Origin of the sequence: Collimonas humicola, from assembly GCF_018304945.1 — a bacterium.
GTDB classification, from domain to species: domain Bacteria; phylum Pseudomonadota; class Gammaproteobacteria; order Burkholderiales; family Burkholderiaceae_D; genus Collimonas; species Collimonas humicola.
Genome location: NZ_JAGQEE010000001.1, coordinates 1 through 15,336 on the forward strand (window position 1 = coordinate 1; position 15,336 = coordinate 15,336).

General features: G+C 62.5%; 10 protein-coding genes. 6 read left to right on the forward strand and 4 right to left on the reverse strand.

All coding sequences use genetic code 11. The annotated features are described in order from the left end of the window. Positions 1–1,394 (forward strand): thioesterase domain-containing protein (locus KHU30_RS00005; protein ID WP_230427134.1); only part of this gene is annotated, 1,394 nt, incomplete at its 5' end. A gap of 58 nt (positions 1,395–1,452) precedes the next feature. Here KHU30_RS00005 and KHU30_RS00010 read toward each other — a convergent pair. Together KHU30_RS00010 and KHU30_RS00015 are read right to left on the reverse strand one after the other, a co-directional pair. Then, positions 1,453–2,907 carry a condensation domain-containing protein gene (locus KHU30_RS00010; RefSeq protein WP_211440622.1) on the reverse strand — a complete coding sequence of 485 codons (1,455 nt, stop codon included), beginning with the start codon at positions 2,905–2,907 and terminating at the stop codon, positions 1,453–1,455. Between the two features lie 370 nt (positions 2,908–3,277). Next, positions 3,278–3,808 (reverse strand): PaaI family thioesterase, encoded by a 531-nt coding sequence (locus tag KHU30_RS00015; protein WP_211440623.1) that lies wholly within the window; start codon positions 3,806–3,808, stop codon positions 3,278–3,280. Positions 3,809–4,004: 196 nt separating this feature from the next. Here KHU30_RS00015 and KHU30_RS00020 point away from each other — a divergent pair, with 196 nt between their 5' ends. Together KHU30_RS00020 and KHU30_RS00025 are read left to right on the forward strand one after the other, a co-directional pair. Then, positions 4,005–4,982: a lipase family alpha/beta hydrolase gene (locus tag KHU30_RS00020; RefSeq protein ID WP_211440624.1), complete on the forward strand. Its 978-nt coding sequence runs from the start codon at positions 4,005–4,007 to the stop codon at positions 4,980–4,982. 8 nt (positions 4,983–4,990) lie between these two features. Next, on the forward strand, positions 4,991–5,947 hold the full coding sequence (locus tag KHU30_RS00025; protein WP_211440625.1) for a lipase secretion chaperone: 957 nt from the start codon (positions 4,991–4,993) through the stop codon (positions 5,945–5,947). 104 nt (positions 5,948–6,051) lie between these two features. Here the strand turns inward: KHU30_RS00025 and KHU30_RS00030 are convergent, their stop codons facing one another. Then, the gene (locus tag KHU30_RS00030; RefSeq protein ID WP_211440626.1) at positions 6,052–9,180 is read right to left on the reverse strand and encodes an efflux RND transporter permease subunit; all 3,129 of its coding nucleotides are present in this window, start codon (positions 9,178–9,180) and stop codon (positions 6,052–6,054) included. 15 nt (positions 9,181–9,195) lie between these two features. Further along, positions 9,196–10,377, reverse strand: coding sequence for an efflux RND transporter periplasmic adaptor subunit (locus tag KHU30_RS00035; protein ID WP_211440627.1), 1,182 nt, complete (start codon positions 10,375–10,377; stop codon positions 9,196–9,198). A gap of 359 nt (positions 10,378–10,736) precedes the next feature. Between KHU30_RS00035 and KHU30_RS00040 the strand changes: the two genes are divergently transcribed. From KHU30_RS00040 to aceA, 3 genes are all read left to right on the forward strand, one after another. Continuing rightward, positions 10,737–11,072: a hypothetical protein gene (locus KHU30_RS00040; RefSeq protein ID WP_211440628.1), complete on the forward strand. Its 336-nt coding sequence runs from the start codon at positions 10,737–10,739 to the stop codon at positions 11,070–11,072. A 133-nt stretch (positions 11,073–11,205) separates the two neighbouring features. After that, complete coding sequence (locus KHU30_RS00045) at positions 11,206–13,584, forward strand: TonB-dependent receptor (RefSeq protein WP_211440629.1); 2,379 nt, start codon at positions 11,206–11,208, stop codon at positions 13,582–13,584. Between the two features lie 323 nt (positions 13,585–13,907). Beyond that, entirely contained in the window at positions 13,908–15,203 is a 1,296-nt protein-coding gene (aceA, locus tag KHU30_RS00050) for an isocitrate lyase (RefSeq protein ID WP_038490502.1), read from the forward strand. The last annotated feature ends 133 nt before the right edge of the window (positions 15,204–15,336 follow it).

Sequence of the window (15,336 nt, forward strand, 5' to 3'; positions counted from 1 at the left end):
AGGTCAAGATCCGCGGCTTCCGCATTGAATTGGGCGAGATTGAAGCGCGGCTGGCCTTGCATCCGGCGATCCGCGAGGCAGTGGTGATTGCGCGCGAGGACAATCCTGGCGACAAGCGCCTGGCGGCTTATATCGTCGTCAATGAAGAGATCGACGCGGCAGCGCTGCGCGCCTACCTGAGCGCCGGCATGCCGGAGTACATGGTGCCGGCAGCTTATGTTGCGCTGGCAGAGCTGCCGCTGACGGCCAATGGCAAGGTGGACCGCAAGAAGCTGCCGGCGCCGGAAGCGGATGCTTATGCGGTTGGCGGCTACGCGGCGCCGGAGGGGGAAATCGAAGTTGTCCTGGCCGAGATCTGGTCGGAGCTGCTGCAGGTTGCCCGCATCGGCCGCCACGACAATTTCTTCTCGCTCGGCGGCCATTCGCTGTCGATACTGCAAGTGGTGACCCTGCTGAAGAAAAAGGGCGTGCGGATTTCAGCCAGCGATGTGTTTACCTATCCGACCGTAGCCGCGCTGGCTGCCCATATAGCGCAGCTGAATCCGCTGAAGACTGAGAATGCGGCGGTGCTGGTGCGCGCCGGCGGGCGCCAGCGTCCCTTGTTCCTGATGCACGAGGGTTCCGGGCTGCTGATTTATGCGCACATGCTGGCGCAGCACGTTGATCCCGGCATCCCGGTCTACGGCTTGCCGCCGGTGCCGCCGGAAGAGGCGCCGCTGCTGAGCGTGGAGAGCATGGCGACGCGCATGCTGGGGCTGATACGCGCGGTGCAGCCGAGCGGGCCGTATCGCCTTGCCGGCTGGTCTTTTGGCGGCATGCTGGCCTATGAGACGGCGCAGCAGTTCCTCAAGGAAGGCGAGCAGGTGGAGTTTGTCGGCCTGTTCGATACGCATTGCACTCTCGGCGACGACGATGAACGCGAAGAGAAGCTGGGCGACAAGCAGCTGATGCTGAAGCTGCTGGAAGCCGCCGCCGGCAATGATCCGCTGCTGCTGGCGGCGATGGACAAGCTGAAAGCGATCGCCGACGAGGTCGATATCCAGACCCTGCTGCAGACGGCAAGACGAGCCGGCCTGTTCCCGGCCGGCTTTTCCCTGCAAGGCCTGCTGCAGCTGATGGAAAACAGCCGCACCATCATCCGCGCCTACGGCGAATATAAAACACAGCCGATCGCCATTCCCGTGCACTATTACAGCGCCGTGGGCGATACCGTCAACGAACCGCTGCGCGGCTGGGGCGAGGTGCTGTCAGAGCTGCAGCTGCGGCTGTTCCCGGTGCCGGGAACGCATCAGACGATGATGATTTCGCCGCATATCGAGGTCTTTGCCCAGGTGCTGAATATAGCGCTGCAACCGGCAAGGCTGGAAGGGAAGGTGGCGACTCTGCAGCTTTGAGCGGGGTCATGCCGCGCGGCGGCTCAGGCAGAATTTGCCTGGGCTGCCGCGGCGATCGTCAACCAGGGGTGTTTTCGGCGCTGCGCCGCGGCAGCGGCTCGCCGTCGAAATGCAGCACGGCGGCGTGTTCGTTGCGCGCGAGCTGTTCTTCTATCAGGCGCGCCAGATTGCTGTCCGCGGCTGCAGGTTCGGCATCGTTGCGGTTTGCCGGCAGATGCTTGCGCCCGGTCGCATCGGACAGCTCCAGCTGGCCGATCTTCTGCGCCGGGCTATGCGTCGCCGCCGCCAGGAAAGTGAGCAGCCGGCGCTGATGTTCGGCCAGCATCTGTGCGTCATGCAGCGCAGGATTGGCGTCGAACTCGATGTACAAGTCCTGGCCGGCGCCGCGTTCGTAGAGGGAGATCGCCAGGTCCTGGGCGCTGCCGCCGCACAGCTGGCGCAGCCTGGCCGGATGGCTGCCGAAATGCAGATCGCTGTGGCAAGACTCGACCTTGACCACGGTGCTGAACAGCTGCCGTTTCTCGGGCAGCATGTGCAAATCATTACGCAGCTGTTCGTACGGATAGGATTGGTGCCGCAGGATTTGCCGCATCTGCCGGCTGACGTCTCGCATCAATTCTTCGATGGACAGCTGCGCGCTCAGCGCCAGCCGCAGCGGCAGGATTTCAGGCGCCTGCACCGCCACGCCGATCACCATGTCCGCCATGCCGGTAGCGCGATACAGGAAAGCGGTAGTGACCGCAATCAGCAGCTGCGGCATGGGAATCTCCAGCTTGCGCGCGATGCCGCGCAAGGCATGCACGCCGGCAGCCGGAAAACGGGCGCTCTGGCGCAGCAAGCCGGCGCCATCGGCCGAGGGCTGAGCCGCCAGGGTCAATGGCGGCGGCGCATCGCCGAAGCGTTGCATCCAGTATTGGCGGTCGCTCGCGTAGCGCTCCGATCCGCGGTAGTCGTTTTCTTCTTGCAGCAGTTGCGCAATGGACGGCAAGGCAGCTGCAGCCGGCAGCGTCTGGTTCTTGACCAGCGCGCTATAGACATCGGCCAGACGGCGCGCCATCGTGCCGCCGTCCGAGCCGTCGAGCAAGATGCGATGGCTGCGGTGATACCAGACATAGTGGTCGCGGGCGGTGCGCAGCAATGCCGACAGCCAGGGCCGGCCGCGCGTCAGATCGACGGCGCGGCTGAAATCAGCGCGCATCCAGGCTTGCGCAGCGGCTTTCGGATCACGCTCGCGGCTGAAGTCGAGATAGGGCAGCTCGCCGCTGAAGCCTGGCTCCACGATCTGGCGCGGTCCGTGTTCGGTATCGAGCAGCCGCAGGCGCGCCGGTTCGCTTTCATCCGCCACGGTCTGCATGGCTGCCAGGAACCGCGCAAGGTCGATCTCGCCGAAGATGTCGACGGCTTCGGCGAGGTTGAAGTTGTAGCCAGGCGCGGCGCATTTGATGTCAAGCCACACTGCCGCTTGAGCAGAGGTCAGCGCAGCTGCGGCGGCCGGGGGGGCGACGATTTCCAAGCAGTTCTCCATGTCATGAATGAAACGGGAATGATCTGCGTGCCTGTGCGCTGACAGCATGACTCGGCGGTCTGCATTGGGGCATGCGTAAAACAGATAGCTTTACGAGTTAAATTTATTGCATGCGATGGGTGGCGTGCGGGGCGTCTGCCGTTTCCAAGCGCAAAAGAATATAGCTGCTGGTTTTCCGTTTTGCTAGCTATAAAAAGTGACAGCTGGTTTAAAGCGGCAATCGGTGTTAGGCGGTTTTTGCGAAGGCGGGGAGAATTGCTTCCAGCTGATTGCGGGAGAGCCACGTTGTGTCGCGGTGCATGGGATGCGCCTGGCGCGCTTGCTGCATGTCGCTGGGCCAGGCACTGGAGCGGCACCGCTATGGTAGCGCAAACACCAGGCAAGTGGTAGTGGCGTGCGCATAAATTTTTCCATCGATGTCGACGATATTGGCTTCCGCCACGCCGACCCTGCCGCCGACCTGTATCACCTTGCCGATGGCACGCACCGGGCCGGTCTTGTCGGTCAGCGCGCGGATCAGGTTGACCTTCAGTTCCAGCGTGGTGTAGCCGCTTCCTTTCGGCAGGGTGGATTGCACCGCGCAGCCCAGCGCCGAATCCAGCAAGGTGCAAAAGTAGCCGCCATGCACGCTGCCGATCGGGTTGTAGTGCTGCATGCCCGGCGTGCCTTGGAACGTCACGCAGCCCGGCTCCGCTTCCAGCAGGGTGAAATCCAGCGTCTGCGCAATCGGCGGTATCGGCAGTTCGCCGGCCAGGATGCGTTGTAAAAACTCGACACCGCTGCATTGCTTCAGCTGCTCCAGCGAGGCGACGCCGGGCGCGGCCAGTTTGGCGCGCACGGCGCTTTCCTGCGCCAGCCATTGGGCCAGGGTTTCTTCACGGGTGGGCATGTTCTCTCCTGTTGATCTGGTGATTTGACGGGCCGCGCCATTATGCCTTGCCGGCTCGAACGTTGCTGCCGACCGCTGCGGGCGGTCGTTTTGGAATGCTGCTCTGCACGATGGGTATTGATTGTAGACAGGTCTGTATATGTGTACCATTGAGATAACAAAAGAGCACGACCGTGCGTTTATTTAAGGAGATGTGATGATGAAATCGCTACGCCGAATCGCAGTTGCTTCTGTCTTTTGCTGTTGCCTGCCGTTGGGGCAGGCCCAGGCTTCCGTGTTCAGCCTGTTCGGGACCTCAGCGTCCAGCGCCTACGCGCAAACCAAGTATCCGATCGTGCTGGTGCACGGGCTGGCCGGCACTTCCAAGTACTTCGGCGTCGTCGATTACTGGTGGCAGATTCCCAGCGACCTGCGCGCCAACGGCGCCACAGTGTATGTCGCCGATGTCGCCGCCTTCAACAGCGACGAACAGCGCGGCGAGGAATTGCTGAAGCAGATCAGCAGCGTGCTGGCTGCTACCGGCGCCAGCAAGGTCAACCTGATTTCGCATAGCCAGGGCGGCACCACTTCACGCTACGCTGCCGCGGTCAAGCCGCAATGGATCGCCTCGGTCACCACCATCGCCACGCCGCATGCAGGAACTCCGGTAGCCGATACGGTCAACATGACGCCCCAGGCCCTGAAAAACCTGCTGGCTGACGGCACCTCGGTGCTCGGGCAATTGCTCAGCCTGTTTGTCGGCAATCCGCAGCCGCAAGATCCGCTGGCTGCCTTGAGCGGCCTGACCACGGCCGGTGCGGCGAACTTCAACCGTCTTTATCCCAGCGCCGGCGTGCCCGCCAACTGCGGCGTGAATGGCGCCGCGTCCGAGGTCCGCAGCGGCAATACCCAGCTGCTGTATTCCTGGACCGGCAACCAGGCCGGCACCAATGTCCTCGATGTCACCGACCCGATCATGGTGCTCGGCAGCGTGATCATCAAGACTGCCGGCGGCGGCGCCAACGATGGGCTGGTGCCGGTATGCAGCGCGCGCTTCGGCCGTGAGCTGGGCGTATACGGTTGGAACCACCTGGACGAGGTCAACCAGCTGTTCGGCCTGCGCGGCCTGTTCAGCGCCGATCCTGTGGTGACCATCCGCACCCAGGCCAATCGTCTCAAGACCGCCGGTCTGTAAGGGCCGCGATGCAGACCAGACACCGCTTTGGCCTGGGGCTGACGGTTGCCGTGCTTGGTTTGCTTGCCGCAGCGCTGTTCTGGTTCCGTTCCGCGGAACCGGCAGCGCCAGCCGCCGGCACGCCAGCCGTTATGCAAACAAGCGCGGCAGGTCGCATCGGCCCCGGCCGGGTGAGCGACGCCGCCGGCATCGGTGCGCCGGCCGCCAGAGACACCAGTCCGCCGCCCGGCCTGGCTGTGGGCGCTGACCAGCATCTGCTGGTCAGCCGCGCCTTGCGCGATGTGTTCGATTATTACCTGCTGGGCGGCTTGCCCGGTTCCCGCGGCGAACACATGGCGCAGCTGCTGGCTTACCTGAAGAGCAACCTGCCGGCGCCGGCCTACGCCGACGGCGAACGGCTGGCGCGCGCCTATGTCGCGTACCTGGCGGCGCATGACGCGCTGCTGGAGCGGCAAACTCCGCCGGCGCTGACGGCGGACAGCAAGATGGCGCCGCTGGATGTGGAACGCGTTGCAAGCTGGCTGGCGCAGTTGTCGCGCTTGCGTCAGGACATGCTGGGCATGGAGGTGGCGAGGATCTGGTTTGGCGAGGAGGAAGCGGAATCGCAACGCATGCTGGCGGCTTTGCGCAGCGGCGTCAAGAGTGGCTTAAGTGCGGCCGATCCTGTGCAAAAGAGTTTTGACGATCTGCGCCAGTTGCGGCAACAGGGCGCCAGCCAGCAGGCGCAGCGCGACATGATGGCGCAGCAGTTCGGTCCGGCGGCGGCGCAGCGCTTTGACCAGCTTGGCCGGGAAGAGCAAGCCTGGCAGGAGCGCTACGCCCGATACCGCCAGGCCGCCGACCTGATCGGCCAGCAGAGCGGCAGCGCCGAAGAAGACCGCAACCGGCAGATCGAGGCTTTGCGCAACCAGACCTTTAGCGATCCCGCCGAACGCATGCGAGCGCAGGGGCTGGACCGCCGCTGAGCCAGGAGAAAATCCCTTTAGGCCGTCATTCCCGCGTTCGCGGGAATGACGGGGTCGCCTAGACGGGGTCGCCAAGACCGGGGCATGGCCGAGGATGTGAGAATTCAACTGAAGGGCATTTGTACGTCGGGCAGCGCTGCCGTCTCCGCTTCCTTGGCATGGCCGCCCTTGAAATAGCGCAGCGCCCGTTTGCCCCAGCTGTCCAGGTAGCTATAGGCTACCGGCACCACCACCAGGGTCAGCAGGGTCGAGGTGATGATGCCGCCGATCACCGCGCGTCCCATCGGCGCCTGGGTTTCGCCGCCGTCGCCCAGGCCCAGCGCCATCGGCAGCATGCCGAACAGCATCGCCAGCGTGGTCATCAGGATAGGGCGCAGGCGCACCTGGCCGGCCGCCAGGATGGCCTCGTATTGCGAGCGGCCGCCGCGCTGTTCGCGGTTGCTGAAATCGACCAGCAGGATCGCATTCTTGGTGACCAGCCCCATCAGCATGATGAAACCGATGATGGAAAAGATGTTCAGGGTGCTGCCGGTGATCAGCAAGGCCAGGAACACGCCGATCAGGGAAAACGGCAGCGAGGCCATGATGGCGATCGGCTGCAGGAAGCTGCCGAACTGCGAAGCCAGGATCAGGTAGATGAAGATCACGGCGATGCCCAGCGCCGCCAGCGCCGAGCCGAAGGCTTCCTGCATGTCCTTGGTGCGGCCGCCGACATCGAAACGATAGCCGGGCGGCAGTTCGATCTGCTTGATCACAGCCTGCACCTCGGTGCCGACGTCGCCCGAAGGACGGCCTTCGACGTTGGCGTAGATGCCGATGCGGCGCTGCAGGTCCTGGCGCTTGATCACGCGCGGGCTGGAGGTGTGGACGAATTCGACCACCTGCCGCAGCGGCACCATGATCGGCTTGCCGTCGCTGTCGAGGTTGCTGCTGGCGACCGACAGGTCGCCGAGGTCGGCGATCTTCTGCCGGCCGGATTTCGGCAGCTGCACATTGACTTCATAGTTTTGCCCGTCCGCCGCCAGCCAATGGCCGTTGGCGTCGCCGGAGACGAACGGCCGCAGGGCGGCGCCGATCTGCTGCACGCTCAGGCCGAGGTCGCTGGCCAGGGTGTTGTTGACCTTGATGGTGACCGCCGGGTTGGCCGCGGTCAGGCTGTTTTCGAGGTCGGTGATGCCCTTGATCTTGCCGATCTTCAGCATCACCTGGTCGGCGATGGCGCTCAGCTTGTCGGTCTCGGGGCCGAGGATCGCCACATAGATAGGCTTGTCCCAGCCGACCGACAGCTCAATCCCGGGAATCGATTTCAGGCGTTCGCGGATATTCTTTTCCACTTCCTTCTGCGCGATGCGATGGCTGGTGTTGCGGTTGGTCAAAGTCAGGTTCATGTCGGCTGCATTGCGGCCGTCGTCGGTGCCGACGGTGGTGCTGATGGTCTCGATCTGCGGCATCTGGCGCAGCGCGTCTTCGACCTGGCGCATCTTGCTGTCGGTGTACGCCAGGCTGGAGCCGACCGGGGTCTTGAGCTTGAGGGCGATGAAGCCCTGGTCGGTATCCGGAATGAATTCGGTGCCGACCAGCGGCGCCAGGAACAGGCTGCCGACGAACAGCGCCAGCGCCAGTGTGAGCGTGGTCTTGCGCCATGCCAGGGCGCGCTGCAGGATGCGGCCGTAGACGCCGTGGATGCGCTCTATCAAGTGCTCGATGCCGGCCATCAGGCGCGCCAGCCAGGGCAGGCGCCGGAAGCGGTTTTCCGGCGGATCGGGCCAGATCGAGGACAGCATCGGGTCCAGCGTAAAGCTGACGAACAAGGACACCAGCACCGCCACCGTGACGGTGACGCCGAACTGCAGGAAGAAGCGGCCGATGATGCCCTTCATGAAGGCCACCGGCACAAATACGGCAACGATTGCAAAGGTGGTGGCCATCACCGCCAGGCCGATTTCCTGGGTGCCGTCGCGCGCCGCGGCGACGTGGCTCTTGCCCATGTCCAGGTGGCGCACGATGTTTTCGCGCACCACGATGGCGTCGTCGATCAGCAAGCCGATGCACAGCGACAGCGCCATCAGGGTCATGAAGTTCAGGGTAAAGCCGAAGGCGTGCAGGGCGATGAAGCTGGCGATCACGGAAATCGGCAGGGTCAGGCCGGTAATGATGGTGCTGCGCCAGGAGTGCAGGAACAGGAACACGATCAGGATCGTCAGCACCGCGCCTTCGAGGATGGTTTCCTTGACCCGGTCGAGCGAGCTTTTGACGTTGTCCGAGTTGGCATGGACGATCTTGATCTCGACATCCTTCGGCAGCTGCGTCTTTAGGACTTCCACTTCGTTGCGCACGCCGTCGCCTACCGCGACGATGTTGGCGTCCTGGATCTTGGTGATGTCCAGGTTGATGGCGCGCTGGCCGTTGAAGCGCGAGATCGAGGTTTCTTCGCGCTCGCCGTCGACGATCTGCGCCACCTGGTCCAGGTAGACCGGGGTGCCGGCGCGGCGGGCGACGATGATCTGGCCGAAGGCGCGCGGATCTTTCATCTTGCCCTCCAGCCGCACCAGCTGCTCGGAGGCGCCGCGGGTGATGAGGCCGGCCGGCATGTCCTGGTTGGTGCTCTGGATCGCATTCAAGACTTCGTCGACGCCGACTTTCTGCGCTGCCATCTGCTCCGGCTTGAGATTGACCAGCACCTGGCGGCTGACGTTGCCGCCGACATCGATCTTGGCGACGCCGGCCACCGCTTGCAGGCGTTTGACGATGATCTGTTCGGTCAGGGTCGAGAGGTCGCGCAGGCTCCGCGTGCTGGAGGTCACGCTGAGCGAAGCCAGCGGCTGGGTATTGAGGGTGTCGCCGCGGACGATGAAAGGATCCTTGGCCTCTTTCGGCATGCCGGGGCGGATCTGGGCGATCTTGTCGCGCACTTCCTGCACCGCGCGGTCCATGTTGACGCTCAGCTCGAAGGTCACCCAGGTCGAGTTGCGGCCTTCATACGAACTGGAGAGGATGGACTTGATGCCGCTGACTGAATTGATGGTGTCTTCGATCGGCTTGGTGATGTCGTTCTCGACCGCTTCCGGCGATGCGCCCGGATAGCGCATCTCGATCAGCAGGCCGGGCGTCTGTATGTCCGGCATCTGTTCCAGCCCCAGTTCCTGGTAGGAGAACAGGCCGAGCACCAGCAAGGCCACCATCACCATGGTGGCGAACACCGGGTGGTTGATACTGATTTTGGTTATCCACATGACGCGTCGTGTCCCTTAGCTGTTGCGCTTGGCGCCGGCGCTTTCCGCCATCTTGACCGCGCTGCCGGGCTTGACGCCGTCCAGCCTGGTCACGATCACATGCGCCCCTGCCGCCAGGCCGGAAGTCACTTCGGCCAGGTTTTCATCGTCGTTGCGCAAGCCCAGCGTCACCGGCTGCGCCACGATCAGGTTGTTTTGCACCGTGTAGACCAGGTCGACGCCATTTTCGCGGCGCAGTGCGCCCAGCGGCAGCAACGGCCGCACTTCGGATTTTTGCAGGGTGATGGCGCCCTTGGCGAACATGCCGCCTTTCAGCGCGCCATCGTTGTTGTCGACGGCGATATACACCTTGATGGCGCGCGAGCCGGTTTCGGTAGCGGGATTGACGCGCGTCACCTTGCCGGCGAAGCGGCGCTCCTGGAAACCGTCCACAGCAAACGTCACGTCTTGCCCCAGCTTGACCCGCGGGATCTCGCTGGCCGGCACCTGGGCTTCCAGCGTCATCTGGCTCAGGTCCATGATGGAAAACAGCGGCGAGTCGGGCGAGACCTTGTCGCCTTGCTGGATTTCGCGCTTGCTGACGATGCCGGCGATCGGCGCATGGATCGTGGCGTCATCCATCGCCCGCTGTGCGATTTCCAGCTGCGACGAGGCTGACTTGACCGCCGCTTCCGCTACCTCGACGCTGTTGTGGGCGGTATCGAAGGCATTTTGCGAGATGTATTTCTGCTTCAGCAGCATCTGGTTGATGTCGTGGTTCTTGTTGGCCAGCGCCAGCTTGGCCCTGGCTTCGTCCAGCGTCGCCTGCTGGCTGGCGTAGCGCGCCTTCAGGTCCGCCGTGTCCAGCTGGGCCATGACCTGGCCGCGCCTGACCTGCATCCCTTCGCGCACCAGGGTTTCACGGACTTCGGCGGCGACCTTGGATTTGACCGTGGCCTGCACCAGCGGCATCAGCGATCCCGACAAGGGCAGGGTGATGCGCAGCTCCCTGGCGCCGATCAGCGCGACGTCGCTGGCGGCCAGCTCGAACGCATGCGCCTTCGCCTGTTCCGCCTGGCCATTGCCGGCCTGTCTGGCGTCGCTGTTCTTGCCATGCAGGACGAGCCAGCCGCCGCCGCCAAGCGCCATGGCCAGCAACAGGGCAAGCGGCTTGCGCCAGCCGATACGTGAACGCGACGACGGGGAAGGATTTGTCATGATTGCCCTGGTAAATGTGACAGGTCAGGAAAAAAGTTGTGGCATATTATGGAGGAACTTGCATGGCCGTGTAGAAACATTTTTGATGGCTTGGGGCGGGCTGCGACGATCCGCAGATGGCCTGGAAACGCATGATAATCCCTGCAACTGTGTTGCAATTGGCTTGCAAGCAATGCCGGTTCGCGATTACACTCTCTGCTTGACGTTCCGATTTCCCGCGAATTCCCGCTAATAAAAACAGGTTTGCACCGCATGCGCCCTCACACCAGCCCAACCCAGCCAGCGCCGCGTCCAGCACGCGCGCTGGAGGCGTGTGCGGCCGGGCCGGGCGAGATGCCGGTCGAGCGCGGGGCGCCGCCATGCGCCTGATCGTCGAATCCCATTTCCATGCGCGGCGCCGCTTCAAGCTGCGTTTGCAGCAGTGCGCACTGTGGCTGGCGCTGGCGATCCTGGTGCTGCAACTGGTCGGGATGGCTTTCCACAAGCACAGCCTGGCGGAAGTATCTTCCGACTGTATCAGCTGCGATCTGGCGGCCGATTTCCCGGCGCCGGCCCCGTCCACCCCGGTGCCGGTGCTGACGCCGGTACTGGTATTCGTCTACAGCAGCGCCGCCGAACCGGCATATTCCTTTACCCCGGCGCAGAAACACTATCTGACGCCGCATTCCCAAGCTCCGCCATCCTCCCTGGTCTGACGTTCTGTTCTTTCTTTCGGCCCGAGGCTGCTTGAGACCAAGCAGCCTATAGCGATTTTCCGTGCGCCCCGATCTTTAATGGGGGCGATGCGGGAGATGCCGGCCGGGTTATTCGTCTTACCGGAGTTTGAGTATGAAAACACGCTTGTTGCGCCGACTACAATTAAGCGCCCTGATTGCGCTGGCTTATGGCTTCGCGCTTCCTGCCGCCTATGCGCAGTCCGCGCCTAAACAGATCAGCGGCGCCATCCACGATGCCCTCGGCCATCCTTTGCCGGACGCTACGGTTGCCCTGAAAGATGCTGCCGGCAAAGCGGTAGGCACCACCAGGAGCGACCAGCAAGGCCGCTTCACGTTCAGCGACATCGCCCCCGGCAGCTACGCCATCAGCGTCGGCAAGCCTTCTTTCCAGTCTGAGAACGGCACCGTCACCGTGGCCGACGAAAGCGGCGCGACGGCGGACGTGACCCTGAAAGCCAGCCAGGCCGGCAGCGTCGATGCGAGCAATTCGATAGTGGTCACCGCCGACCGCCTCGACCGCGCCCGCAACGGCATCCAGGTGGAGACCGGCAGCAGCATCTACCGCATCGGCCGCAAGGAAATCGCCGCCATGCCGCAAGGCGAAGATACGGCCTTCAATGACGTGCTGCTGCGCGCGCCCGGCGTCGCCCAGGATTCCTTCGGCCAGCTGCACGTGCGCGGCGATCACGCCAACCTGCAATACCGCCTGAACGGCATCATCCTGCCGGAAAGCATTTCCGGCTTCGGCCAGACCCTGGACACCCGCTTTGTCGACAGCGTCAGCGTGCTCACCGGCGCCTTGCCGGCGCAATACGGCTACCGCACCGCCGGCGTGGTCGATATCCACACCAAGACCGGCGAGCTGGCCAATGGCGGCAACATCGGCGTGCAGGTCGGCAGCAACAATACGCGCCAGGTCAGCGGCGACGTCAGCGGCAGCACCGATTCCTTCAGCTATTACATCAACGGTTCGTTCGAAGCCAACAACCTCGGCATCGAGAATCCTACCGGCGCTTCCAGCGCCTTGCATGACCGCACCTTGCAAAACAAGGCTTTCGGTTATTTTTCCTATCTGCTCGATCCGGACACCCGCGTCAGCCTGATCCTGGGCAATTCGGACAGCCGTTTCCAGATCCCGAACCTGCCGGGGCAGACGCCTGGCTTCCAGCTCGACGGCGTGACCGACTATCCGTCCGCCAGCGTCAATGAACGGCAGCATGAAACCAACCGCTACGGCATCCTCGCCTTGCAAGGGAAGATCGGTGCCGATATCGACTACCAGGTGGCTGCCTTCAGCCGTTATTCCAAAGTGCTGTTCGAGCCGGACCAGGTCGGCGACCTGCTATATACCGGCGTCGCTTCGCGGGTATTGCGCACCGGCCTGGCGAATGGCCTGCAGGCGGACGGCAGTTATCGCCTGAACGCCAATCACACGATACGGGCCGGCATCAACTACACCCGCGAGAACCTGAAAAACAGCAGCGATTCCCTGACTTTCCCGGCGGACGACACCGGCGCCCAATTATCCGGACAGCCGATCGCGCTGTCCGACAGCAATCGCAAGATCACCAACCAGACCGGCTTGTATCTGCAGGATGAGTGGAAGATCAGCGACAAGGTGACCGTCAATTACGGCGCTCGCGCCGACTGGGTGAACGCCTATGTCACCGCCAGCCAGTTCAGTCCGCGCATCGGGGTGGTCTACCAGATGACGCCGCGCACCACCTTCCATGCCGGTTACGCCAGGTACTTCACGCCGCCTGCCAGCGAGCTGATCGGCTCCAGCACCATCGCCAGCTTCAACGGCACCACCAATGCGTCCGCCAGCAGCCAGAACGACCCGGTGCAGGCGGAGCGCTCGCATTATTTCGACCTGGGCGTCAATCATCAGCTGACGCAGCACCTGACCCTGGGGCTGGACGGCTACTACAAGAAAGTGGAGAACCTGCTGGACGAGGGGCAGTTCGGATCGGCTTTACTGTATACGCCGTTCAACTACGCGCAGGGCAAGGTCTATGGGCTGGAGCTGACCTTGAACTATCGTAATGGCGACCTGGGGGCGTATCTGAACCTGGCGCGCGCGACGGCTCTGGGCAAGAATATCGTGTCCGGCCAGTACAACTTCTCGCAGGACAAACTCGACTACATCGCCAGCAACTGGGTGCATCTGGACCACGACCAGGCAATCACCGCTTCAACCGGCGTTTCCTACGTGTGGCACGGCACCACCTTGACTGCCGACGCCTTGTTCGGCAGCGGCCTGCGTAGCGGTTTCGCCAATACCGACCACCTGGCGGCGTATACCGAAGTCAACCTCGGCGCCAGCCACGTGTTCAGCGAAAGCCCGATCGGCAAGGTCACGACCCGCTTGAGCGTGATCAACCTGTTCGACAAGGTGTATGAAATCCGCGACGGCTCCGGCATCGGCGTCGGCGCGCCGCAGTTCGGACAGCGGCGCGGTTTCTATCTGTCGATGACAAAATCGTTCTAGCCGAGGCCGGCTGCATGCCGGTGGGATGAGCGATTCAAGCTGCAAGGCTAAGGCGGGGAGCTTGCTCCTCGCTTTTTTTTTGTTTTTCAGGATACGCAATTTGCATTTCATAATGTGAAAAATGCAAATGCACAGCACCATTTCAAAATTTCATTCTCAGAAATTTTATTCCACATCGCGAAAAATTAAAATTAAGTCTTTGAATTTAAACGAAATAAAAAAACTTATATGTCTTATATAAGACATTGTTGCCGCGCACAGATAAGCCTACTATTTAGTCATCGGATTTGATTTCACTTTTTGTTTTTAACAGGAGAACGACGATGACTACACGTGAACAGCAAGTTGCAGCACTGGCCAAGGACTGGGCCGAGAATCCACGCTGGAAGGGCGTTACCCGCAATTACTCGGCAGAAGACGTAGTGCGTCTGCGCGGTTCGGTCCAGATCGAACACACGCTGGCAAAGCGCGGCGCCGACAAGCTGTGGACACTGCTGCACGAAGAGCCATTCGTCAACGCCCTCGGCGCACTGACCGGCAACCAGGCAATGCAGCAAGTCAAGGCTGGCCTGAAAGCGATCTACCTGTCGGGCTGGCAAGTCGCCGGCGACGCCAACCTGGCCGGTGAAATGTATCCCGACCAGTCGCTGTATCCTGCCAACTCGGTGCCGCTGGTCGTCAAGCGCATCAACAACACCTTCCAGCGCGCCGACCAGATCCAATGGTCGGAAGGCAAGAACGACATCGATTTCTTCGCGCCTATCGTGGCCGATGCCGAAGCCGGTTTCGGCGGCGTGCTGAATGCCTACGAGCTGATGAAGTCGATGATCGACGCCGGCGCCGCGGGCGTTCACTTCGAAGACCAACTGGCTTCGGTCAAGAAGTGCGGCCACATGGGCGGCAAAGTGCTGGTGCCAAGCCGCGAAGCGGTTGAAAAGCTGAACGCGGCGCGCCTGGCGGCCGACGTTTCCGGCACTTCGACGCTGGTGATCGCCCGTACCGATGCTGAAGCGGCTGACTTGCTGACTTCCGATGTCGATGAAAACGACAAGCCGTTCCTGACTGGCGAGCGCACCGTGGAAGGCTTCTACAAGACCCGCCCAGGCATCGACCAGGCCATCTCGCGCGCGCTGGCTTACTCGCCGTACGCCGACCTGGTGTGGTGCGAAACCGGCAAGCCGGACCTGGCGTTCGCCAAGAAATTCGCAGAAGCGGTGCACGCCAAGTTCCCAGGCAAGATGCTGGCCTACAACTGCTCGCCATCGTTCAACTGGAAAAAGAACCTGGACGACGCCACCATCGCCAAGTTCCAGAAAGAACTGGGCGCCATGGGCTACAAGTTCCAGTTCATCACGTTGGCCGGCTTCCACGCCTTGAACTATTCGATGTTCAACCTGGCGCACGGCTATGCACGCAACCAGATGTCGGCATTCGTCGAACTGCAGGAAGCCGAATTCGCTGCCGCCGACAAGGGCTTCACCGCGGTCAAGCACCAGCGCGAAGTCGGCACCGGTTACTTCGATGCCGTGACCCAGGCCATCCAGCAAGGCCAGTCCTCGACGACCGCGCTGCACGGCTCGACCGAAGATGAACAGTTCTTCGAAGCCAAGGTAGCTTGATTAGATTGATTCAGTAGAACGACCAGGTTTATTGAACGCCGGCTCGCCGGCAGGGCGCCGGTGTTATCTCGCCGGCGCTCCAGAAAGCCGCATCCCACAAGGGTGCGGCTTTTTTACCTAGAAATACGGTGGA